Source organism: Paenarthrobacter sp. NCHU4564 (assembly GCF_052156435.1).
Lineage (GTDB): Bacteria > Actinomycetota > Actinomycetes > Actinomycetales > Micrococcaceae > Arthrobacter.
The window spans coordinates 45571-68183 of the sequence record NZ_JBQLIS010000023.1 but is presented as its reverse complement, the minus strand read 5'-3'; the positions used below and the strand labels follow the sequence as shown (position 1 = coordinate 68183).

The following is a 22613-nucleotide window of genomic DNA, read 5'->3' as shown; positions in this document are numbered from 1 at the left end:
AGTTGCGGGGACAGGATTTGAACCTGTGACCTCTGGGTTATGAGCCCAGCGAGCTACCGAACTGCTCCACCCCGCGTTGCTTGATCAACAATACCCCATGTGAAAGGCGCTTTTTGCCATTCGGGGTGCTTGGTGCCGGAGATCACATTGGCGAAGGTGGCCCGATTGGCATCTCCGCAAATCAGTGAGGTTGCATGCGGCAGGCAGAAACAGGCACGAACAACAAAAGACCCGGACCAGTTTTTCTGATCCGGGTCTTTTCCCAGTTGCGGGGACAGGATTTGAACCTGTGACCTCTGGGTTATGAGCCCAGCGAGCTACCGAACTGCTCCACCCCGCGTCGCAAGAACAACATTACCGTCCGGTGAACTGCGGACCAAATCGAGGGGCAGTGATCTGCGTCTCCACACAGGAAGGCCGGCATCCGCAGTCTCACGGATACCGGCCTTCCAAGGTGAACCCCGGCTATCCCCTAGCTGCTGGGGGTAGGCGACGGCGTGGCACTCGGCGTCGCCGCTGGAGCAGAAGTCACACCAAGCTTGGCTTCTGCGTCCAAAGCCTTCTGCAAGGCTTCGGACAGCCTGGTCTGCTGCTGGCCGTAACCTGCGAAATCACCCTTGGCCAAGGCGGCCTGTCCGTCCCGGATCGCCTGGTTGGCTTCATCCAGGGCGGCCTTGAGTTCTGCCTTCGCATCAACGGGTCCGGCCGGCGGAGTCGTGGTGCCGGGCGGCGTAGCCGGTGTTTGGCCGTTGTTCTCAGAGTCACCTGCCTCCGCTCCGGAGTTACCGCCAAACAACTGGTTCAGGGCCTCATCGAGGGTGGCAGCAAAGCCGATCTTGTCGCCAAAGGCCACCAGGACGCGTTGGAGGGTCGGGTAGGACGTCTCACCCGTGGACTTGAGGTAGACAGGCTGGACGTACAGCAGGCCACCACCCACAGGGAGGGTCAACAGGTTGCCGTTCAGCACGTCCGAGGCGCCTTGGCGAAGCAGGTTGAGTGCCTGCGACACCGTGGGGTCGGAGTTGAACTTGTTCTGGGCCTGGCCCGGCCCGGGGACCTGGGTGTCAGTGGGCAGTTGCAGAAGCCGCAGCTTGCCGTAACTGTCCGCTTTCTCGCCCTTGACGTTGCCCGCGTCGGAGTCCGCGGCCAGGAACCCGTACAAGACGTTACGCGCATTGCCATTGACCGTCTGCGGAATGAAGGAGGAGGTCAGCTGGAAGGCAGGCTTCTCCTGGTCCGGCATCTGCAGGGACATGTAGAACGGCGGCTGCTTGACGGCTTCGGAGACCGTTGGGTCGTTCGGAACGCTCCAAGCATCGTTGTTCTGGTAGAAGCTGTCCGGGTCCGTCACGTGGTAGCGGCCCAGGAGTTCACGCTGGACCTTGAACAGGTCCTCCGGGTAACGGACGTGGCTCATGAGGTCGCCCGACATATCGGAGTACGGCTTGATGACAGTCGGGAAGACCTTCTGCCAGGCCTTCAGCAGCGGGTCCTGGTCATCCCAGGCGTACAAAGTGACCGATCCGTCGTAGGCGTCGACAGTGGCCTTGACCGAGTTCCGGATGTAGTTGACCGAGCTGTTGGGCAAGGCAACGGTCCGGCCGGCGCTTGTCTGGGAATCGACAGTGGCGTTCTGCAGCTGCTGGGGCTGGGAGTACGGGAAGTACTGGCTGGTGGTGTAACCATCCACGATCCACTTCACCCGGCCATCCACCACGGCCGGGTAGGCGTTGCCGTCAACGGTCAGGTAAGGGGCAAGTTTCTCGACGCGTTCGCGCGGATTCCGGTCATACAGAATCTGCGACTCCACATTTACGCCGTCCGACAGCAAGAGGTCCGAGGACTGGAACTTGATGGAGTACAGAATGCGGTTCAACCAGTTGCCGACGTTGGGCCCGCCGTTGCCGGTGAAGGTGTACTGCGTTTCGCCACTGCCTTCACGCCCGGCGGGACGGTCCTGTTCCCGGTTGGGGGCGCCGTCCGGAGCACCCACAATGGAGTATTCCGGCGAGTTCTCGCCGAAGTAGATACGGGGCTGGTAGGTGGTGTCGTTGCCGAGGACACCGTTGGTGGGAATGCCGGACTGGAGGAACTCCGGCTTGCCGTCCGCGGTGAACTTGTTGCCCTTGGCGGCAACCACGCCATAGCCGTGGGTGTACACGATGTGCCGGTTGACCCAGGTCTGCTGGCTGGCGCTAAGTCCATCCGGATTCAGCTCCCGAACCGCGATCACGGTGTCCTGGACCTTGCCGTCAACCGTGTAGCGGTCCACGTTCAGCGTCTGCGGGAACTGGTAGTACGGACGGTACTGTTCCAGCTGCGAGAACGCCGAGGAAATAAGGTTCGGATCCAACAGGCGGATGTTTGCTGCCGTCTGCGCATCATCGGCCAGGGCACCGCTTGTGGCCGTGGTGGTGGCGTTGTACGCGGACACCTCGATCTTGTCCAACCCGTAAGCAGCACGGGTCATGGTGATGTTGCGGTTGATGAACTCCCTTTCCAGGGTGTTCTCCGACGGGCGTACCTGGAACTGCTGGATCACCCAGGGGTAGACGCCGCCGGCCAGGATGGCAGTGATGATGAGCATCGCCGTGCCGATGACGGGCAAGCGCCAGCGGGCGATCACAGCGGCCACAATGAACAGGATCGCGACCAGGCCCGCTGCCACGGCCAGGATGGCCTTGGTGGGAACCACCGCGTTGACGTCCGTGTACAAGGCACCCGCCCAGCGTCCGGCCGAGCTCTGCACCGTGGTGTACCGGTCGAGCCAGAAGTTCACACCCAGCAGAAGCAGGAAGAACGCGCCGGTCACGGCGATGTGGATCTGGGCGGCGCGGCTTGTGAAGATCCCGCGCTCCATGAGCCGGATGCTGCCGTACAGGTAGTGCGTGAGGATGCCCGCAATGCCGGCCACGACAGCGATGCTGATCAGGAAACCGGTGACGAACCCCAGAAAGGGCAGGGACATGAGGTAGAAGCTGATGTCCAGGTTGAACAGAGGATCACTCTGTCCAAACGGCTCCTGGTTGAAGAACAGCAGTACTTTCTGCCACTGGCTGGCCGCAGCGCTGCCGCCGAACAGGCCGAACAGGATCGGCAGGCCGATCATCACCACGCGGCGAACAGGCTCAAGCTGCGCCTGGTAGCGGTTCAGGTTGTCCCGTGACTCGGCGTCGGGGGCGTAGACGGGCCGCGAGCGGTAGGCGATCCTGATGGCAAAAAAGACAGCAGCGAACATCATGGCGAACCCGACCAGGAAGGTCAGGATCCGGGCGAGGTTCTCACGCAGGTAGACCTCAAAGAAGCCAAGCTGCTGGTACCACAGGACATCTGTCCACACATTGGCGAAGAAAATGAAGCCGACGACCACCACTGCGACGACAATGAGCGTCGGAGTCAGGGCACCTCGTCTCAGCGGCGATCTTCCGGGCGGGCTGGAGCTGGCGGGACGGGACAAACTCTGTACCTCATTGGTGGTCGTCAGTTAACAGTCGGTATGCGTGTGATGTGACAATTCCCGACACTGGGGTGGCGGGAGCTGTCATATATGCCACGAGTGGCAGTGGAGCTAAGTTCCACCGCCAGTCTAATTGTTCGTGCAGGTGGGAAGGCCTTTGGTGTCCTGGCCGTTACCAAGGCGTTCCACTGAGGCCCGGGCATCGGCAAGAGTCTCTACCTTGACTACCTGCAAACCGTCCGGCACATGTCCCACGACATCCGCGCAGTTTGCCGCCGGCGCAAGGAACATGGTGGCGCCATGCTGCCGCGCCCCGATCATCTTCTGGGCAATGCCGCCGATTGGCCCCACGGCCCCGTCGGCGGAAATGGTGCCAGTGCCGGCCACATGCTTACCGCCGGTGAGGTCCCCCGGTTCCAGGTTGTCCACGATGCCCAGCGCGAACATCATGCCGGCACTGGGCCCGCCAACATTCTCAAGGGAAATCTTCACATCAAAGGGGAAGGTGAAGTCGCTGGCCAGAAGGACACCCAGGACGTACCTGCCGGCCTGGTTCTTCACGGGAGTCACCGACTCCGTCACGGAGCTTCCGTTGCGGTCCACGACGACGGCCGCGGCAGCGCCTGCCCCGGCGGACAGCTCCTCCTGGATCACCGCCATGGACGACACCGGTTTACCGTTGATGGAAGTGAGGACATCGCCTTCCTGGATTTTGCCTTCCGACGGGGACTCCTCCGAAAGTCCCGCGACAGTGAGCTTCTGCTCAAAGGGGATGTCCAGCTCCCTGAGCGCGGCGGCGACGGCGTTCTCCTGGGAGGACTCCATGGCCACTTCGCTCTGTTTGACGGTTTCCTCGGCCGTGGTGCCCTTGGGGTAGATCAGTTCCTCCGGGTAGACGGCTTTGGAGGGGTCCACCCATCCGCCAAAGACGTCGAAGATTGTTGCCGGAGATTTGGGGCCACCGGTCATGACGACGGTCGTCAGGTCCAGGTTGCCCTGGGCCGGAAAGGACTCCCGGCCGGAAATGCTGATGACAGGCTTGTCGCCGTCCTGCCCGAGGGTGTTGAAGGTCGGACCGGCCGATTCGACAACATAGGGCACGGGCAGCGCTGCCGCCCCCAGGCCCAGCCCCAAGGCCAGCAGCCCCGACACCACCATCAGCATGTAGCGGCTTCCACCGGAAGGCTCCGCAGGCACGGAGGAGGGATCGGCGTCGGGCATTTGACGCGGGTCAACCGAGCCCCCAGGGCTGGGCGAAGTAAGCATTGAGGGCCTCTCTTGCCGGTGGTTCGTGCGCGGCACATTGGGTCCGCCAGCGCGAAGCGGCGGCGATATATACCAAACATCCACACTACGCGGTCCCGGGTTGCCGGGCTGCTTTGCCTACAGCGAACTACGCCGCGAACAGGCAGACAGCCCCTGCCCCTCGGGGTACGGTGAAAGTGATCACCAGGTAGGTTCGACGATCGGCGGCACCATGACTTCCAACCCCAACAATCCGTCCAACGACGACGACGCACCCAAGGATCCGCTGGCAGAAATGCTGCAAAACCTGATGGGTGGCCAGGGGATGGGCAACATCGACCCCGCTGAACTGGCCAAGGCAGCCGGGCTGCCCAACGATCCCCAGCTGCTGCAGCAGATGTTCGCCCAGGTCCAGGCGATGATGAGCTCCACCTCCGAGGGGCCCGTGAACTGGAAACTGGCCCACGACAACGCCCGACGTGTGGCAGCTGCGGGCGGTGATCCGTCCGTGAACACCCAGCAGTCCCGCGGGGTAGACGAAGCCCTCCGTTTGGCTGAGCTGTGGCTCGACCCCGTCACCGACCTCCCGGCAACAGGGTTGATTGGCCACGCGTGGTCGCGCGCGGAATGGGTGGAGGCCACGCTCGGAACCTGGAAGCGGCTGACCGAACCGGTGGCCAACAGCATCGCGAACGCGCTGTCCAATGCGCTGACCCAGCAGATGCCGGAGGAGATGAAGTCCATGATGGGCGGTGCCTCCTCCATGCTGCAGAACATGGGCGGTGCAATCTTCGGGATGCAGTTGGGCCAGGCAATCGGTGCCCTGTCCGCGGAAGTGGTCAGCTCCACGGACATTGGCGTGCCGCTGGCAGATCTGGAAATGGCCCTGCTGCCGGCCAATGTGGCCAAATTCGGTGAAGGCCTGAGCCTTCCGGAAAACGATGTCAGGCTGTTCCTCGCGGTCAGGGAGGCCGCGCATGCCCGGTTGTTCGTTCAGGTGCCGTGGCTCCGCGGCCACCTGCTTGGCGCCATCGAAGCCTACGCCCGGGGCATCCACATCGACATGTCGCGCATAGAAGACCTCGCCCGCGACCTGGATCCCAGCAACCCCGAAGGCATCCAGGAAGCCCTCTCCCAAGGCGTCTTCACGCCGGGGCGGACCCCCGTCCAAACGGCTGCGCTGGAGAAACTCGAAACTGCACTGGCGTTGGTGGAGGGCTGGGTGGATGAGCTGACGGCCGAAGCCACGGCCAACGTACTTCCCTCGGCCACCGCACTGCGGGAAACTGTCCGCCGGCGCCGCGCTACGGGCGGTCCCGCCGAGCACGCGTTCTCGTCACTTGTGGGGCTGGAACTGCGTCCCCGCCGACTCCGGGAAGCTGCCACCCTGTGGGCCACCCTCAAGGAGGAACGCGGGATAGCAGGCCGTGACGCCATCTGGCATCACCCGGATCTCCTGCCGACGGGCGAGGACCTGGACGATCCCCAGGGCTTCTCATCGCGCCGGAAGTTGGCGGAGGCCAGCGACAGCGAAGTGGACGACGCCCTGCAGAAGCTGCTCAGTGGCGGCTACGACGCTCCGGCCGACGCCGACGAAGGGGACAGCTCCCCCGGTGAGGCAGCGAAGGACGACGACGCAGAGGGCCGGGACGGCGATCCCCAACCGCCCGTCAGGTAACGGGCGCGGCGGGCGGCAGGACAGCCGGGCGTCAGTCCTGCTCTTCCGCCGCTGGCCCGGGGTTCCCGGGCAAGCCCCGGGAGGTGGCGAAGGCCACGCCCTCCAGGAAGCCCTTGGCCCGCTCCGTTTCCGGATAGCTCTCCAGAAGACGCCAGAACGAGGCATCGTGTCCAGCGACCAACAGATGCGCAAGTTCATGGAGCAGAACGTAGTCGATCACCCATTGCGGCATGGCCTTCAGCTTGTGGGACAACCGGATGGTGCCGTCGGCGGGTGTAGCCGAACCCCACCGCGAGTTTTGGTTGGTGACCCAGCGGACGGACGTGGGCACGGCCCTTCCGCCCAGATAGGTCCGGGAAAGGGTTCCGGCGTGCCGGGCAAGGGCCTCATCGTTGGCAGGCGGCCGCCTCCCCTTGGCCCCGGAACGCTCCCCCTGCTTCTTCAGCTTGGCCAGCATTCTTCGGACCCATTCACGTTCCTGGGCCTTGCTGAAGGTCGCCGGAATGGCCACCACGGCATTTCCGTCTTCCCAAAAAGCCGCCACCGTCCGCTTGCGCCGCGCAGAGCGCCGGACCACTACAGGGGCGCCCTCTTCAGTCGTCAAAGGCACCCCGGCGTTGTTGGCGTCCCTGGAATGGCTGCGCATCATCACGCCTCCTCACCTTCCGTGGGATGCGAAGTCCCGGCCAGCACCGCCAACACGGCCTCTCCATAGCGCTCAAGCTTTGAAGGGCCCACCCCTGCCAACGCGGAGAGTTCTTCCAACGAGGAAGGCCTGGCTTCGGCGATGGCCGTCAAGGTGGCATCCGTAAAGACAACATACGCCGGAACGTCCGCGGACTGGGCCTCAGTCCTGCGCCATTGCCGCAACGCCTCAAAGGTCTGTTCCTCATACCCGGGAGGACACTGGTTGCACCGGCCGACCTTACGCTCCGCGCCAGTAGCCAGCATGCTCCCGCAAACCCGGCACGAGGCCGGCGCGGCTGCCTTCCGCTTCTGGGTGGTTGTCCGGCTGCGGGCACCCGCGGCGCCGGCGGTTTCCGGGCGCAGCCCCTCCAGGAAGCGCGACGGCTTGCGGTTGGCCCTCCCTCCCGGGGTCCGGGCCGTGGACCATGACAGAGTGAGATGTTCCCTGGCGCGCGTGATGCCCACGTAGAGCAGGCGACGTTCTTCGTCCACGTCCTCCGGTGAATCAGCGAAGGAAATGGGCATCAGGCCCTCGCTCAAGCCCACAAGGAATACGGCGTCCCACTCGAGGCCCTTGGCGGCATGAAGGGAGGCCAGGGTGACACCCTGGACGGTCGGAGCATGCTGCGCCACGGAACGCTCCTGCAGTTCATTGACGAAGTCACCCAGGGCATACGACTCTCCGCGGCTGGCAGCCAGCTCGTCGGCCAGCGCCACCAAGGCTGCAAGGGACTCCCACCGCTCACGAAGCGCCCCGCCGCTGTGTGGAGCTGAATCCGTATAGCCCAGGGACGACACGATGTCCCGCACGACCTGCCCCAGGGACTGCTGCCCTTCCTCGGCGACCGCACGGGTAGCAGCACGCAACTGAAGAATGGCGTCGCGGACCTCTTTGCGGGCGAAGAACCTCTCGCCGCCCCTGAGCTGGTAACCGATACCCGCAGACGCCAGCGCCTGCTCATAAGCTTCGGACTGGCCGTTCGTGCGGAAAAGGATGGCAATTTCGCTGGCCTTTACCCCGGCGTCCAGCAACTCCTGGATCCTGCCGGCCACCACAGCGGCTTCGCCTTCGTCGTCAGGGCATTCCATGAAGCGCGGCTCCGGACCGGAAGGCCGTTGGGCCACAAGCCGGAGCGGTGGAGCCCACGCCGCGTCGGCTGCAGGACCACCGCTGCGCCGGTTGCCCAGGAGATCGTTGGCCAGCTTGACCACCTGCGGGGTTGAACGGTAGTCACGGACGAGCTTGACCACGGTGGCGCCTGGATACCGGGCTTTGAAGTTCAGGAGATGTTCAGGCGAAGCTCCCGTGAAGGAATAAATGGTCTGGCTGGCATCCCCAACGACGCACAGCTCTTCCCGGCCACCCAGCCACAGGTCAAGGAGCCGCTGCTGCAGTGGCGAAACGTCCTGGTATTCGTCGACGACGAAATGCCTGTACTGTTCCCGCACCGTGGCTGCAACTTTCGGGTCCTCCTGAAGGATCCCCACGGTTATCAGCAGGACGTCCTCGAAGTCGATGACATTACGGTCCGTTTTCAAATCCTCGTAGGCCTGGAATACCCGGGAGACGGTGGTGAGATCGAACCCGCCGGGCGAACCCCGGCCCTTGGCGTTTTCAAGGTAGTTTGCAGGGGTGAGCATGGAGACCTTGGCCCACTCGATCTCCGCGGCGAGGTCCCTGATGGAGGCCCGGTCCGTGCTGAGGCGCAGGCGGCGGGAAGCCTCGGCAATCATGGTGGCCTTGTGGTCCAGGAGACTGGGCAACGTACCACCGATGGCCTGCGGCCAGAAGAACTGCAACTGACGCAGGGCCGCTGCATGGAAGGTCCGGGCCTGGACGTTGGCTACACCGAGATCCCGCAGACGGCTTCGCATCTCTGCCGCGGCCCGTGCGGTGAAGGTAACCGCCAGCAGGCGCTGGGGCGAATAAACCCCGGAATGCACCCCGTAGGCAATGCGGTGCGTAATGGCACGCGTCTTGCCGGTGCCCGCACCGGCAAGAACGCACAAAGGACCGCTCAGGGTGCTTGCAACTTCGCGCTGTTCTTCGTCCAGTCCCCCGAGGACCCTGTCCTCCAAGGAACCGGCGGTGTCGAAAATGCCCAGCGTCACGGTTGAAGGTCTTCGATAACGCCGCCGTACCAATGCTCAATCAGGGAACGTGCGATGGAGAGACGCGTGGAAATGGTGATCTCACCCTCCAACACCGCCTTCTGGAGTTCCTCGCGGCTGAACCAGCGGGCGCGGGTGACTTCGACACCGTCTGGTCGCGCGACAGAGTCTTCAGTGACAGCAGTGAAGCCCAGCATGAGGGAGGCCGGGAACGGCCACGACTGGGAACCCAGATACTGGCAGGCAGTGACGCGGATCCCGACTTCCTCGCCGATCTCCCTTACCACGGCCTGTTCCAAGGACTCCCCCGGTTCCACGAAACCCGCGAACGTGGAGTAATTCCGGGCGTCCGCCGGGCCACCTCCGCCCAGGAGAACCCGGCCGTCCGGCCCCACGACCGTGACGATGATGGCCGGATCAGTGCGGGGGTAATGCTCCGAGTTGTCCTTGGGGCACCGACGTACCCATCCACCGGCTTCAATGTCCGTGGGCGCCCCGCACTGGGGGCAGTGGGTGTGGGTGGCATGCCAGTTCGAGATGGCACTGGCCTCGATGAACAGTGCGGTGTCACTGGGATCCAGGCTGCCGGCGACCTCCCGGAAACCCGACCATTCCGCGTTGGCGGGAATGCCGAGGGTGCCCGGCTCCGGGGCATCCGCGACAGTAAAGAGCAATACAGGTGTTCCCTGGGGCAGGGACGACTGTCCCAGCGTGGCGCCCAGATAGATGGCCGAAGCCGTACCGGATGCTTCCAGGGCCGCCCACAACGGTGAAGCGTCGCCGAACCACAGCCCGTCCGGGGTGACCAACGCTTTGCGCTGCGAAATCACCATGGCTTTGGCCGTGCCTGAATCCACCAACTGCTGGACCATGCCGGGCTTCATGCGTTCCACTGAGCCGCGGTCCACCAGCGCAGGACGAACTGGAAGAACAGTATCCATCAGGTGGTTGGCAAGCGCCGGAGACTCCGCATAACTCATGTACCTACCGTACTGATTCCCACCGACAAAAAACATTTGGACCGCCTGGGCGTTGTGGACATCACCGGGACAGGCGCAGCAAAGGTAGAAAGGGCCCTTGTTTTCAGGTGGATGTGAAGACTCGCCGCACTGCATCATGGCCAGACGCTCCAGTCAATCTACCGTTGAAGCGTGAGAAGAACACCGCTCGAACTGGCCGCTGTAGCAACTGCGGCGGTGCCCGGCCTGGCACCGACGGCTACAGCCTTTTCCCCCGACGACGACGCCGACTTCGATTCAGCGTTGCTGCTCGACGCGGAAGGCAAGCGCTGGCGCGTCCGTTCCCCGCGGCATCCCGAGGCGAGTACGCGCCTGGAAACAGAGCTCATGGTCCTGCGCGCCTTTGCGCCTGCCATCAGGGCCGAACTCCCTTTCCACGTACCGACGGTCGCAGGCACCGTCCGCCAGGGTGCCCTCACGACGTTCGTCTACGCCCACCTGCAAGGCTCCACTCTTTCCATCGAGGAATTGTCGTCGGCAAGCCCTGCCTTGGCGCGGGAGGTCGGTACAGCACTGGCTGCGATCCATGACCTTCCCTTGGCACTGGTCACGAACGCCGACCTTCCCAGCTACTCAGCCAACGAGTTCCGCCAGCGCAAACTCAATGAGCTGGATCAGGCGGCCACTACCGGAAAGATCCCGGCGTCGCTGCTGCGCCGGTGGGAACACGCATTGGAAGACGTCGCCTTGTGGCGCTTCAACACCTCGGTGGTTCATGGAGATCTTCATGAAGACAACCTGATGATCCACCACAACGCCGTGACCGCCGTCACGGGCTGGACCGACCTCCGGATCGGTGATCCTGCAGACGACTTCGCTTGGCTGGTGGCGTCGAACGAGCCGGCGTTCGTGGAAGCTGTCCTGCACCAGTACGCCAAGGCACGTCGGGAATCCCCTGACGCGCACCTCCTTCGGCGTGCTGCGCTCCTGGCGGAATTCGCTTTGGCGCAGTACCTGGTCAAAGCCATGGCTGTGGGGCATGAGGACATGACAGCGGAAGCCGAATCCATGCTCAAGACGCTGGCTGAGGACATCGAGGCCCAGGAGGAACAGGACGCCCAGGCAGCTCACCCCGGTGACGCCGACCCGGAAACCGCCGCCACCGGGGGGCCGCAGGTTGCACCGCAGTCGGCTGCGGTCACCGTCGCCGCCATCCCCGACAGCGCCATGCCCGACGGCGCCGCACCGGTTTCAGTCTCGTCCATACCTCCCGCTGTGCAAACAGCGCCGGAACCACGCGCGGACGCTGTCCCGCCTGCCCAGGACGCCCCCGGGGAGGCGCATGACACTCGCACGGGGCCGGCGTCCGACGCACGCACCAGCGATCAGAGCGTTGAGAACGACGGCCCGGTCGCCACGCAGGAAAAGCAGGAACAGGCGCCGGCATCCAGTGCGGTTGACGATACCTCGACCACCGCATTGACCGTGGTCAAAGCGGTGCCCTGACCACGGTCAAGGCGTCACTCACCCAACGGTCTCCGCAGAACGCTGCCTGCTGAGGGCGCCGACGATGATCCGCTCGAGATCCTCCGCCGTGCCAAGATCGTGCGGCCGGACCACGGCGTCCTCGGCGACGTAATAAAACGCCGCGCTGACTTCCTCCAGCGGCACGCCTTTCAGCCTCGCCCATGCAAGCCTGTACACAGCCAACTGGACTGACCGGATGGCCAGTTGTTGGCCCGTGGGGCGGCGTCCCGTCTTCCAGTCGATCAATTGCCACTGGCCGTCCGCATCCTGGAACACGGCGTCGATGCGGCCGCGGACAACGACGTCGCCGATCCTCGTCTCGACGGGAACCTCGATAAAGGCGGGTTCACGGTGGGCCCACTCCGACTGTTTGAACGCGGCCACCATCTGGTCGAGGCCATAGGCCTCATCAATATGGGCGTCCGAGCCCGGGGCCTCGTCAAGGTCCAGCATTCCCGCGGTGCCGAAATACTCTTCCACCCAGGCATGGAACGCGGTACCTTGACGCGCCGACATCCCCGGCTCCCGTGGAACGGGTCGGCGCAACCTTGCGAGCACGCCGGACGGGTCCGCGCCCAGGTCCACGAAGAGCGAGGCAGAGATATGGCTCGGCAGATGTACGTCCTGGCCAAGGTTCCGTCCCCGCTGGCGGTCAAGCAACAAGTCGGCTTCCGCGGACCACTTGCCCGCAATTCCCGGGAGATCTGTTGATGCCGCACCGTTCCCGGGCTGTTCCATGAACTCCCTCACCAGACCAGCGGCACGGTCCATGGCGGCGCGTCGGCCCGGAACAAGCCTCAAGCGGTGACCGGTCCGTGGGTCGATGGGGCCTTCCAAGGGGTCGTAGGGGAATTCCGCGACTTCCAGGACGCTGGTTAGCGGGCTGCTGCCGGGGAGGACGTCCTCTGCGACTGACTGCGGATGCACCACAGCTGCTGATCCCGCCATCCCGGACGGGCGTTCCGCGGTCTCCCCGACACCGGCCAGGGGTGCCAGTTCAGCGAGGAACGGGGACATCCCGGCGATGCCGGCACGTGAACCGTTCCACGCCGCGCTGGAAACCCACAGCACGAATTTGGCCCGGGTGTAGGCCACATATGCAAGACGTCTCTCCTCGGCTTCACCGTGCGCCTGGACATCGGCTTTGAAAACCTTCTCCGCATCCAACCAGCCCTTTTGGTCCGGCTGGTCAGTGTCCCACTGGGGAAGATCAGCCCGGTCACCCCGGAGAGGCCACGGCAAGGCGGCCGCCCCGCTGGTCCAGCGGGAGTCCCTGTTGCTGGGAAAGGAGCCGTCATTGAGCCCCGGCACGAAGACAACATCCCATTCCAGGCCTTTGGAGGCATGGACGGTCAGCAACTGGACGGCTTCGCGGTTGGTCTCCGCCGGCGCCACGTCCAACCCGCCTTCTTCGGACGCTGCAGCTTCCAGCCAGGACAGGAATGCCAGGAGATCGATCCGTTGGGACGTCTGGAGGAACCCGGCAGCCGCATCCTGGAACGCATCCAGGTTCCGGCGCGCCTGGTGGATGCTGACACCCGGCTTGGCAGCGACTTCAATGTCCAGCAGCATGGAACGTTCGACCTCATTGAGGAGCGTCGTGAGGTCGTCACCGACAAATGTTCGCAGCGTCCGAAGCTCGGCAGCCAAGGACTGCAACCGCGCCAGGGCGATCGGCCCCAGGGTCCTGCCCTGCGCTGACGTCCACCCCGGCTTGGGAAGGAAGTCCAAGGCTTCTACCAGGCTGGACGCGTCCGTGATGTCGCTCTCCACCACGACTGCTGCGTCCTCGGGTTGGTCGGCTGGGGAATCATCGGCGTGGGTTTCGCGCCTGCGCGCGAGGAACCTGGACCAATCATGAAAGGCCATCAGGTCCGCCGGGCCGATCCTCCAGCGGGCACCCGCAAGGAGCCGCATCAAGGAATCTGAACGTCCGGGGTCGGCCAGGACCCTCAGTGTTGCCACCAGGTCCACGACTTCCGGAGTATCGAGGAGTCCCCCCAAACCCACGATTTCGTAGGCGATTCCCTGGAGTTCGAACTCGCGGCGGAGGCTTTCCATCTGGGCACGCCTTCGGCACAGCACAGCCAGGGTCGGCTTAACCGGGGTTCCGTCCTTCTCCTCTTCGAACACGGTTCGTTGATAACGCTGCACATCCCGGGCTATGGCGGAGGCTTCGTCTTCGTCGGTGACAAAGCGACCCATGGATACCACGCCGTCCGTTGCGGCAGGGCTGGGCACGAGAGCTGGCACCCCGTCACCATGAGGACCTGAACCGGCGGGACTTCCCGGGCCCGACGTGGTTGCGACTGCCCGGTTCAAAGGCGCAGCAATCGTGTTGGCTGCCGCCAGGATGTTCCTCCCGTTCCGCCATGCAGTGGTCAGATAGGACGTCGGAGCGACGCCGTAGGACACTGTCCCCGTGGTGGGGTCGGCAGTCTTGACCGGAAACTCCTGCACGAAATGGAAGAGCTGGCCGGCGGAAGCACCCCGGAACCCATAGATGGACTGGTTGGGATCCCCCACCGCTGTCACGGCATGGCCCTGGCCGAAAAGCCGCGAGAACAGCACCAATTGGGCGTGGGACGTGTCCTGGAACTCGTCCAGGAGCACCACTTTGTAGCGCGCGCGTTCGGCTGCGGCCGCAACAGGGATCTCACTGGCAATACGGGCGGCCAGGGCCACGAGGTCACCGAAATCCAGGACGCCACGCTGGCGTTTGGCCTGCTGGTAGCGAACCACCATGTCGGCGACGCTGGCACGTGTCCGCAGCAAGCCCGCGAGATCAAGTGCACCCTGCGTAGGGTTCTTCTTGGCGGTGGCGAGATACGGCAACTGTTCGAAGGTGGCAACGCGGTCCAGCACCCAATCCCGGACCGCGCCGGGATCCTGCAAATGTTCGGCGCATTCTCCGGCGAGTTGAATGACCGCATTGACCAAGGTGGACTTGGCGGCACGGAAATGTTCGAAATCGCCGTCGTAGGCTTCAACTACCTCGCTGGCCAGTTGCCAGGACTGGGCCTGACCCAACAGGACGACATCCTTTTCCACCCCGAGACGCAAACCATAATCGGCGACGATGCCGCTGGCGTAGGAATGGTAGGTGGATACTTTGGGCTCAAGGTCCGTGGCACTTGAAATTCCCTCCGGGAATCCGATGGATCCATCATCTTCAGCGGCGATTCGCTGGAGCGTGGCGAGCTTGGACCTGATACGGGTAGCGAGTTCCCCCGCGGCCTTGCGAGTGAAGGTCACGCCCAGGACTTCCTCGGGACGGACCCATCCATTGGCCACGAGCCACACCACACGGTCCGCCATGGTGGCTGTCTTGCCGGAACCGGCACCGGCGATGACCAGGCGCGGTGTGAGCGGAGAAGCGATGATGCCCGATTGCTCGTCGGTGGGACTGTTCTTTTCACCAAGGATCGCGGCCAGTTCTGCCGGGGAGAACCGGGGTTTCGGCAGGTCTGGTCCGGGTTCCGGTGCCAAAGCTCCGTTGAGGTCTGCTCCCTCCAGGAGATCGATCGTCATTCCGTAACCTGCTTTCCTCTTGCACACAGCGGACACACATCAGGCAGGCGGCACCCATGCCCCCCGTGTCCGCCCTTAGCGGGGTCGTGCCGCGCCTCGAACGCCGCACCGGCCATCAAGACGGCCGCTTGGTTGACCAGTTCCGCCGCCCAATTGTCCTTCCCATCCAGCGGGTCCTGCTGCTGGACCGCCGGGCTCTTGGCCTTGGTGCCGAGCTGGGCAAGGACAGCGCCACCAGGTGAACGCCCGGAACCACCGGCTGTGGGGCCGGCGCCGGGCGCTTGTGTATCCGTAACGACGGCGTCCTCGAAAGCTCCCTCAAGCACTGCGGCCTGGTAGGCCCCCAATTGCGGATGCCGTTCCATCTCGGCTTTACCCGGCTGGCTTTTCCCTGTTTTGAGATCGACGATCACCAAACGCCCCTCGGCGTCAATTTCCAGGCGGTCCACCTGGCCGCGAAGGACGGCACGGCGGCTCGTAACGCCTGTGTGCTCCCCTGCAGGAGGCAACTCAACGTCCGGTAAGTCCACTTGGAAGTCGTGTTCCACAGCCAGCAGGCTACGGCCTTCGCTTCGCATGATCAGGACGTACCGGGCCAACTTGCGGACCATTTGTTCGGCACGTTGGAAGTCGAGTTTTCCTTCCCAATTGTCCTTCATGCCCAGGGAAGGCCACCGCCGGGCCAGCTCAGCGACATACTCTGCCCCCGATGCCTCCGGCATTTCCTGCGCGATGCCGTGCACCAAGGTTCCCAGGCTTCGGGCGAAGTCCGTTGCAGCCTCACCTCCGGCAGCCTGAACGAACCAGTCGAGCGGTGACTTATGGACGGCTTCGACCTTGGAGGGCGAAACCGGAACCACGCCTCCCGCGGGAATCACCGGTTCCGTGGAACTGAGCGGTGCAAGGCCCCACCACGTATCCGGATGGGCCCCCGGGACGGGGGGCCCGGCTTGTGCCAGACGTGCCAGGATACGTGCTGCCTCGAGCGCAGCATCTGTAGGCCGTCCGGACTGCGGGTCTTCCTCCTGCACGTGCTGCCGGAGTTCGGCCACCAGTGCGCGGAGCGTCATGGGCCTGTCCACTGGCGTGTACTCACGCCTGATGGCTCCGGCAGCGAGGGGGGCGACATAGTCCAGAAAGGCCGACGGCTGCTCATCCTCGGATGAGACGGCCGTGCAGACCAGGACTTCACGGGCGCGCGAGACCGCCGTGGAGAAGCTCCTGAGTTCGTCATAGCGGATGTCACGCAACAGACTCAGAGGCCCCCGCCCCAGCGCGTCATCGACTCCGTGTTCCACGGCATCTGCGAACAAGGTGCTGCCAAGGAGCTCCCCCCGCAGCCGGGTGTTGGGCCAGACACCTTCCTGCAGGCCGGCGACGATCACCACGGGCCATTCCCTGCCGGCAGCACTGGCGGGCGTCATGAGCTCGACGCATTCCTCCAGCTGCGCGCGGGCAGCCAGGGTGTCCATGGGCAGTTCCTGGTTCAACAGGTAGTCCAGGAATTGTTCCGGGCCGGACCCCGGCAACTGGTCCACAAAACGCTCAGCCGTATGGAACAGGGCCATCATGGCATCGAGATCCCGGTCAGCACGCGCCCCGGCGTTCCCGCCATCCACGGCAGCTTCCGCCCAGCGTGAGGAGAGTCCCGTCGCGTCCCACAGCGCCCACAGCACCGACTCGGCGTTGGCGCCCGGTTTGGCCACGGCAGCGGTGCCTGCGGCGATCATGCGCGAGAGACGACGCGCGGAGCTGCCTTCAATTCCTACTGTGGCCAATGCCCCGGGGTGGAGAAGCGCTTCCACCAGCAGCGCGTCGCTGGACCGCCCACCCCCACCCAGCAGTTCTTCCCTCCGGAGGGACTGGCGGAGGCGGCGCAGCTCGATGGCGGAAGCCCCACCGATCCGGGAGGTCAGCAATGAAACCGCTGCCTCCGGGGTGAGCTTCTCCTGGTCCAGGACCACTTCGAAAACCTGGAGCAAAGGACGGACGGCGACCTCGTCCCGCACAGCGGCATCAGCCACCGGGACCCTGACCGGAATACCCTGGCCGCTCAGGTAACGCTGCAACCGCGAAATCATTCCACCGTTGCGGACAATCACGGCAATGTCTCCCAGGGTGCGGCCATCCCGCAGCTGCGCCTCCAGGATCCGCTGGGCGATGTAGCGCATCTCGTGGACAGCCGTTGGCAGCACGTGGCCTTCGACCTGCCCATCCCTGGAGGGCTCTCCGGCACCAGGGGGCGCAATCTTTCCCGGTTCCTGCCGTCCCTCTCCTCCGGGCTGCACTCCGGGGCCCGGACGGGCTTCCGGCCCAGGCTGATCCAGGCGGCGGGCAAGCTGCCCGCCCGAACGCTGCGAGATGCGGGCCGCAACACGGATCCAAGCGTCAGCAATGCCGGGCAAGTGCCGGTGCGTGAAGCTCAGCGGAACCTCCGTGACGCGGCCGTTGACCCCGCCCAGCAAAACGGGGAGCTCGGAAACGAGGTCCGGGCGGGCTCCGCGGAAGCCCTGCACCACAGTGTCCGGCGAATACGTCACGATCGCATCCTTGGCCTCTGCAATGTCCGCCAGGAGTTCAAACACCGCCGGGTTGGACTCCTGGGCATCATCGACCAGGATCAGCTGGAGCCGCTCGCGCTCGGCCGCGAGGAAACCCGGAGCCTCCTGGAAAATCTGCCGGGCGGCCGTGATAATGCCCGCGGGGTCGAAGGCCTCCGGCATCCGCAGGTCCAGGACGTCCCTGTACTCCGTGTAGAGCCGGGCAGCGGCCACCCAGTCCGGGCGTCCGCACTCACGGGCCAGGGCGGCCAGGTCTTCCGCGGTCCGCCCGGACTCGATGATGCGGTCGAACAGGAGACGGATTTCGTGCCTGAATCCACGGGTGGACAGCGCCGCCGAAAAGTCCTCGGGCCACGGAAGACCGGCTCCCGGACGGGCGTGGCCCTCCAGCAACTCCTTGATGATGAGGTCCTGTTCCGGGCCGGAGAGGAGCTTCGGGGGCCGCGGCAGCGGCAGGATGCCTTCCGCTTTGGCCCGCCTGATGAGATCGAAAGCGTACGACGCCCAGGTGCGGGCCGGCGTCGTACTTAAGCTTCTGTCCAGCCGCCCCGTGAAAGTATCCCGCAGCGCCGCAGCGGCATGCCTGCCGGGAGCCAGGATCAGGATCCGCTCGGGGTCGACTCCGTCCTCGCGGACCCGCCTGACTGCGGATTCGACGAGGACCGTGGACTTTCCGGTGCCGGGAGCGCCAGGCACAAGGAGCGGCCCGCTCCCCTGTACGGCCGACACGACGGCGAGCTGGTCCTGCGAGAGCCGGGGCGCCGCGTAGTGGGTTTCGCGTGGCGGAAGCAGGCGGAGGGCTGCAGATGCCTGGCGGATTCTTGCTGCTGTTGCGGTCACACAGTCATTTCATCATCGGGCACCGACAAAACATGGAGCTGACGCTCCAAGTGGTCCGAGATCACATCCAACCGGTCGAAATCCGCCTCAGTGGGAGCCCATCGGGCTGCGGCGAGGTCCACCCGCCAACGCCCCTCGCCCGTCCGCTGGAATGCCTCGTAGGCGCCATGCAGGGGCGTTGATTCCTGCAGGTAATGCCGCAGCGCCTCGGCTTCATGCCCGGGCGGCGCTTCACCGCTGGCTTTGAGGACGCGCCACCACGCTGCCGAACTGCCGTAGTGGCTCATGACCGACCCGACCTGCCGGGGTCCGCCGGATCCCAGGAGCTCCGCGACGTCCCCATAGGAGACGGCCGCACCGGATGGAACGAGATCCACGACGGCCAAGACAGCCGTCACATATTCCATCCGCATGACTTCAGCGTAGCTGCAGGAGTGTCGTGCCCCATAGTGTCGGGGCCAGCCGGTAGCTTGAAAACATGAGCTCCTGGAACACCCTCCCCCGCGCCGCTTTCGACCTTGAAACCACGGGGAAGAATTCCCGCTCAGCACGCATCGTCACGGCTTCCATCACTGTGGTCGACGCCCACGGTGAACTCGTCCGCGAGCATGAATGGCTGGCAGATCCCGGGGTCGAGATTCCCGCCGAAGCCAGCGAAGTCCACGGCATCACCACGGAAAAAGCGCGGACCGAAGGCCGGCCTGCGGCGGAGGTCACCCGCGAGGTCGCGGGCGTGCTTCAGGCCCTGTTCGACGACGGCACTCCAGTCATCGCGTTCAACGCCAGTTACGACTTCACTGTCCTTGCCGCCGAATCGGCACGCCATGGTGTCCCCCAGTTGAGCCGGTTCCCGGTCCTGGATCCATACGTCATGAACAAGCAGGTGGACAGGTACCGCAAGGGCAAGCGCACGCTCACGGCACTTTGCGAAGAGTATGGGATAACCCTGGACAACGCCCATACGTCTGCGGCGGACGCCCTGGCAACGCTGCGTGTCCTCGATGCCATGGCGGGCAAGTTCCCCAAACTCCACATGCCGGCTTCCACGCTGCACGGATTGCAGGTGGACTGGGCAGCCACGCAGGCAGCCGACTTCCAGCAGTACCTGAGGCGAAGCAAGCCCACTGCCGTCATTGAGGGAGAATGGCCTGTACTGCCTCCGGAAGACGCCAGCCGGGGCGGTTTCTAGACGCCAGTACTACCTATTGCGACGCAAGTCACAACTTTTCCGGCATCTACTGCGCGGCCCCGAGCCGTGTGGGGATTCATGACTGGACTCGGGAAGCGGAACACTCTCGGCCACTGAGGCCACAACAGAGTCCATACATTCGATCAAATTGAGTTTGAGCACTCATTTCTTCGATTCGACCCGGCCTGCAACGCTGGTGACATAATTAAGTTTGGCGGGTCGAAGTCTGCTACGGCGGCTGAAGCCTTTGCTTGCTGCCCTGTTTTCCCCGCCCACCGCATACGTCTGACGTGACCCTCGATGAAAGTGATTTCTTCATGAAATTCAAAGCCCCCAAGTGGCTTGCTGCCGCTCCGGTAGCCGCAGCCCTGGTTATCTCCCTGGCCGCGTGCGGCGGTGGAAGCCCGGAGCCCGGCAGCTCGCCCACCGACGCGCTTGCAGGCAGCGACCAGCAGACGCTGGACAAGTACACCACCGCGGATGTCACCGCCCTGGACCAGATCGACAAGTCCAAGCTTGGCCTGATCACTGACGGCACGCTGCGTGTTGGAACCCTCTCCGATGCCCCGCCGAACATCTTCATCGATCCGTCCGGCAAGTTCACCGGCTACGACAACGAACTCCTGCGCGCCATCGGCGACAAGCTGGGCCTCAAGGTCGAGTTCGCTTCCACCGACTTCTCCGCTTTGCTCTCCCAGGTTGCAAACAAGCAGTTCGACGTCGGATCTTCCTCGATCTCCACCACGGACGCGCGCCGCAAGACGGTCGGCTTCACCAACGGCTACGACTTTGGCTACATGGCAGTGGTCACCAAGACCGACGCCAAGGTCGCCGGCTTCGCCGACCTCAAGGAGGGCGTCCGCATCGGCGTCGTCCAGGGCACCGTGCAGGACGACTACGTCACCAACACCCTGGGCCTCGAACCGGTCCGCTTCCCGGACTACAACACGGTCTACGGCAACGTGAAGAACGGCCAGATCGACGCCTGGGTAGCTCCGTCCCAGCAGGCCGACGGCCAGGTCAAGGAAGGCGACAACACCAAGATCGCCGAAAAGGTCGTCAACACCCAGAACTTCACCGCCTACGCCGTGAACAAGGACAACCAGGCCCTCATTGACGCGCTGAACGCCGGCCTGGACGCCGTCATCGCGGACGGCACGTGGACCAAGCTGACCAGCGAGTGGTACAAGGACCGTCCGACCGCTGCCGAGCAGACCCCGCAGGGCTGGAAGCCGGGCAGCAAGGCCGTCCAGCTCCCGGCCAAGTAATCCGGGGGTTCCATGGATATCCTCAAGCAACTCGCAGACACCTTCCTTGACTGGGAGGCGATGGGCGAAGTCATTCCCAAGATGTTCGCCGTGGGCCTGCCGAACACGATCGTGCTCGCGGTCATTTCGGGCATCATCGGGACACTGCTGGGCATGGCCCTCGCCCTGATGGGGATCTCCCGGAACCCTGTGGCGCGGTGGATTGCCCGTGTTTACACGGACATCCTCCGCGGCCTTCCCCCGGTACTGACCATCCTGGTGATCGGGTTCGGTTTCGGCCCGATCATCCGGGAACTGACGGGCTCCACCAGCCCGTATCCCATGGCCATTGCCGCGCTGTCCCTGATGTCGGGTGCCTACATCGGCGAAATTTTCCGGTCCGGCATCCAGAGCGTGGACAAGGGCCAGCTGGAAGCCTCCCGGGCCCTGGGGTTCGGCTACGGCGCATCCATGCGCCTGGTGGTTGTTCCCCAGGGTGTCCGAAGGGTGCTGCCGGCGCTGGTTAACCAGTTCATCGCGCTCATCAAGGAGTCGTCGCTGGTGTTCCTCCTGGGCCTCCTGGCGACGGAACGCGAGATCTTCCAGATCGGCAAGGACGCTGCAGCCAACACGGGCAACCTGTCTCCCTATGTGGCCGCAGCTGTGTTCTACCTTGTCCTGACGATCCCGCTCACCCACTTCGTCAACTGGATCGACGCACGCCTCCGTTCAGGCCGGCCCGAGAAGAAAGAGCCTGACGACGCCGCCGCGGTCGTAGGAAAGGGAGCCCAAGCATGACCGAGTTCGCATCCGGAACGCTGACAGCCAGGAACATCCACCTGTCCTTTGGCAGCAACCATGTGCTGCGCGGTATTGATCTGCACGTGGAAAAAGGCACCACGGCCTCGGTTATCGGTCCTTCCGGTTCCGGTAAGTCCACCCTGCTGCGCGTGATGAACCGCCTGATCGAACCTGACCAGGGTGACATCCTGCTGGACGGCCGGTCGGTGCTGAAGGACAATCCGGATGAGCTCCGCCGCCGGATCGGCATGGTGTTCCAGCAGTTCAACCTGTTCCCGCACAAAACGGTGGCGGAGAACATCACCCTGGCCTTGCGCAAGCTCCGCGGCATGTCCAAGGATGAGGCCCGCGCGGAAGCCTTGGATCAGTTGGACCTCGTGGGCCTGAAGCACAAGGCCGATTCCCGTCCGGCCAACCTGTCCGGCGGTCAACAGCAGCGTGTGGCCATTGCCCGTGCCCTGGCCATGAAGCCGGAGGTCATGTTCTTTGACGAGGCAACCTCCGCACTGGATCCGGAGTTGGTCAAGGGCGTTCTTGCCCTCATGGCAGACCTGGCCAGGGGCGGCATGACCATGGTGGTGGTGACGCACGAGATGGGCTTCTCCAGGAACGTTTCCGACAAAGTCACGTTCATGGATGCCGGGGTGGTTGTTGAGTCGGGACCACCCGAACAACTGTTCACCAACCCGCAGACGGAACGTCTTCAGGGATTCCTTTCGGACGTTCTCTAGCCGGACGTTCTCCAGCACTGAACCAGCAGACCCCGCTTCCATGACCGC

Annotated in this window: 14 protein-coding genes and 2 tRNA genes; 6 read left to right on the top strand and 10 right to left on the bottom strand. The window is 64.3% G+C overall.

Annotated elements, in window-relative coordinates:
* Positions 1-2: 2 nt before the first annotated feature.
* The 4 genes from ACSVIE_RS18625 to ACSVIE_RS18610 form a co-directional block, all read right to left on the bottom strand.
* A tRNA-Met gene (locus tag ACSVIE_RS18625) sits at positions 3-76 on the bottom strand.
* 190 nt (positions 77-266) lie between these two features.
* A tRNA-Met gene (locus ACSVIE_RS18620) sits at positions 267-340 on the bottom strand.
* Positions 341-472: 132 nt separating this feature from the next.
* The gene (locus ACSVIE_RS18615; protein ID WP_442424795.1) at positions 473-3457 is read right to left on the bottom strand and encodes a UPF0182 family membrane protein; all 2985 of its coding nucleotides are present in this window, start codon (positions 3455-3457) and stop codon (positions 473-475) included.
* A gap of 129 nt (positions 3458-3586) precedes the next feature.
* Positions 3587-4723, bottom strand: a complete 1137-nt coding sequence (locus tag ACSVIE_RS18610; protein ID WP_442424794.1) for a YlbL family protein — start codon at positions 4721-4723, stop codon at positions 3587-3589.
* Positions 4724-4934: 211 nt separating this feature from the next.
* On the opposite strand from ACSVIE_RS18610, the gene ACSVIE_RS18605 reads away from it, so the two are divergent.
* Complete coding sequence (locus ACSVIE_RS18605; protein ID WP_442424793.1) at positions 4935-6380, top strand: zinc-dependent metalloprotease; 1446 nt, start codon at positions 4935-4937, stop codon at positions 6378-6380.
* A 31-nt stretch (positions 6381-6411) separates the two neighbouring features.
* Here the strand turns inward: ACSVIE_RS18605 and ACSVIE_RS18600 are convergent, their stop codons facing one another.
* Genes ACSVIE_RS18600 through nudC form a run of 3 tightly spaced genes read right to left on the bottom strand, consistent with a single transcriptional unit; the run spans position 6412 to position 10159 of the window.
* A complete protein-coding gene (locus ACSVIE_RS18600) occupies positions 6412-7029 on the bottom strand; it encodes a YgjP-like metallopeptidase domain-containing protein (protein ID WP_426003379.1) in 618 nt (205 codons plus the stop codon).
* Positions 7029-9179: an ATP-dependent DNA helicase UvrD2 gene (locus tag ACSVIE_RS18595; protein ID WP_442424792.1), complete on the bottom strand. Its 2151-nt coding sequence runs from the start codon at positions 9177-9179 to the stop codon at positions 7029-7031. Before ACSVIE_RS18595 ends, ACSVIE_RS18600 begins: the two co-directional genes overlap by 1 nt.
* Positions 9176-10159, bottom strand: coding sequence for an NAD(+) diphosphatase (gene nudC, locus ACSVIE_RS18590; protein ID WP_442424791.1), 984 nt, complete (start codon positions 10157-10159; stop codon positions 9176-9178). The genes ACSVIE_RS18595 and nudC overlap by 4 nt, the downstream gene beginning before the upstream one ends.
* Positions 10160-10330: 171 nt before the next feature.
* Between nudC and ACSVIE_RS18585 the strand changes: the two genes are divergently transcribed.
* Entirely contained in the window at positions 10331-11644 is a 1314-nt protein-coding gene (locus ACSVIE_RS18585; RefSeq protein WP_442424790.1) for a phosphotransferase, read from the top strand.
* Positions 11645-11662: 18 nt separating this feature from the next.
* On the opposite strand, the gene ACSVIE_RS18580 is transcribed toward ACSVIE_RS18585, so the two are convergent.
* From ACSVIE_RS18580 to ACSVIE_RS18570, 3 genes are read right to left on the bottom strand one after another with little or no spacing between them, the layout of a single operon-like run.
* Positions 11663-15196 carry an ATP-dependent helicase gene (locus tag ACSVIE_RS18580; RefSeq protein WP_442424789.1) on the bottom strand — a complete coding sequence of 1178 codons (3534 nt, stop codon included), beginning with the start codon at positions 15194-15196 and terminating at the stop codon, positions 11663-11665.
* Positions 15193-18597: an ATP-dependent helicase gene (locus ACSVIE_RS18575; protein ID WP_442424788.1), complete on the bottom strand. Its 3405-nt coding sequence runs from the start codon at positions 18595-18597 to the stop codon at positions 15193-15195. The genes ACSVIE_RS18580 and ACSVIE_RS18575 overlap by 4 nt, the downstream gene beginning before the upstream one ends.
* Positions 18594-19010 carry an MGMT family protein gene (locus tag ACSVIE_RS18570; RefSeq protein WP_442424787.1) on the bottom strand — a complete coding sequence of 139 codons (417 nt, stop codon included), beginning with the start codon at positions 19008-19010 and terminating at the stop codon, positions 18594-18596. Before ACSVIE_RS18570 ends, ACSVIE_RS18575 begins: the two co-directional genes overlap by 4 nt.
* A 65-nt stretch (positions 19011-19075) precedes the next feature.
* On the opposite strand from ACSVIE_RS18570, the gene ACSVIE_RS18565 reads away from it, so the two are divergent.
* The 4 genes from ACSVIE_RS18565 (at position 19076) to ACSVIE_RS18550 (ending at position 22565) form a co-directional block, all read left to right on the top strand.
* A complete protein-coding gene (locus ACSVIE_RS18565) occupies positions 19076-19786 on the top strand; it encodes a 3'-5' exonuclease (protein ID WP_442424786.1) in 711 nt (236 codons plus the stop codon).
* A gap of 317 nt (positions 19787-20103) precedes the next feature.
* On the top strand, positions 20104-21054 hold the full coding sequence (locus tag ACSVIE_RS18560; protein ID WP_442424785.1) for an ABC transporter substrate-binding protein: 951 nt from the start codon (positions 20104-20106) through the stop codon (positions 21052-21054).
* Between the two features lie 12 nt (positions 21055-21066).
* Complete coding sequence (locus tag ACSVIE_RS18555) at positions 21067-21831, top strand: amino acid ABC transporter permease (protein WP_426003392.1); 765 nt, start codon at positions 21067-21069, stop codon at positions 21829-21831.
* A complete protein-coding gene (locus ACSVIE_RS18550; RefSeq protein ID WP_426003394.1) occupies positions 21828-22565 on the top strand; it encodes an amino acid ABC transporter ATP-binding protein in 738 nt (245 codons plus the stop codon). The genes ACSVIE_RS18555 and ACSVIE_RS18550 overlap by 4 nt, the downstream gene beginning before the upstream one ends.
* Positions 22566-22613: the final 48 nt, after the last annotated feature.

Bases quoted from the DNA above. Each gene is read 5' to 3' on its own strand.
- ACSVIE_RS18610 (WP_442424794.1), bottom strand. From the start codon at position 4,723: ATGCTTACTTCGCCCAGCCCTGGGGGCTCGGTTGACCCGCGTCAAATG.
- ACSVIE_RS18605 (WP_442424793.1), top strand. From the start codon at position 4,935: ATGACTTCCAACCCCAACAATCCGTCCAACGACGACGACGCACCCAAG.
- ACSVIE_RS18600 (WP_426003379.1), bottom strand. From the start codon at position 7,029: ATGATGCGCAGCCATTCCAGGGACGCCAACAACGCCGGGGTGCCTTTG.
- nudC (WP_442424791.1), bottom strand. From the start codon at position 10,159: ATGAGTTATGCGGAGTCTCCGGCGCTTGCCAACCACCTGATGGATACT.
- ACSVIE_RS18580 (WP_442424789.1), bottom strand. From the start codon at position 15,196: ATGACGATCGATCTCCTGGAGGGAGCAGACCTCAACGGAGCTTTGGCA.
- ACSVIE_RS18570 (WP_442424787.1), bottom strand. From the start codon at position 19,010: ATGCGGATGGAATATGTGACGGCTGTCTTGGCCGTCGTGGATCTCGTT.
- ACSVIE_RS18565 (WP_442424786.1), top strand. From the start codon at position 19,076: ATGAGCTCCTGGAACACCCTCCCCCGCGCCGCTTTCGACCTTGAAACC.
- ACSVIE_RS18560 (WP_442424785.1), top strand. From the start codon at position 20,104: ATGAAATTCAAAGCCCCCAAGTGGCTTGCTGCCGCTCCGGTAGCCGCA.
- ACSVIE_RS18555 (WP_426003392.1), top strand. From the start codon at position 21,067: ATGGATATCCTCAAGCAACTCGCAGACACCTTCCTTGACTGGGAGGCG.
- ACSVIE_RS18550 (WP_426003394.1), top strand. From the start codon at position 21,828: ATGACCGAGTTCGCATCCGGAACGCTGACAGCCAGGAACATCCACCTG.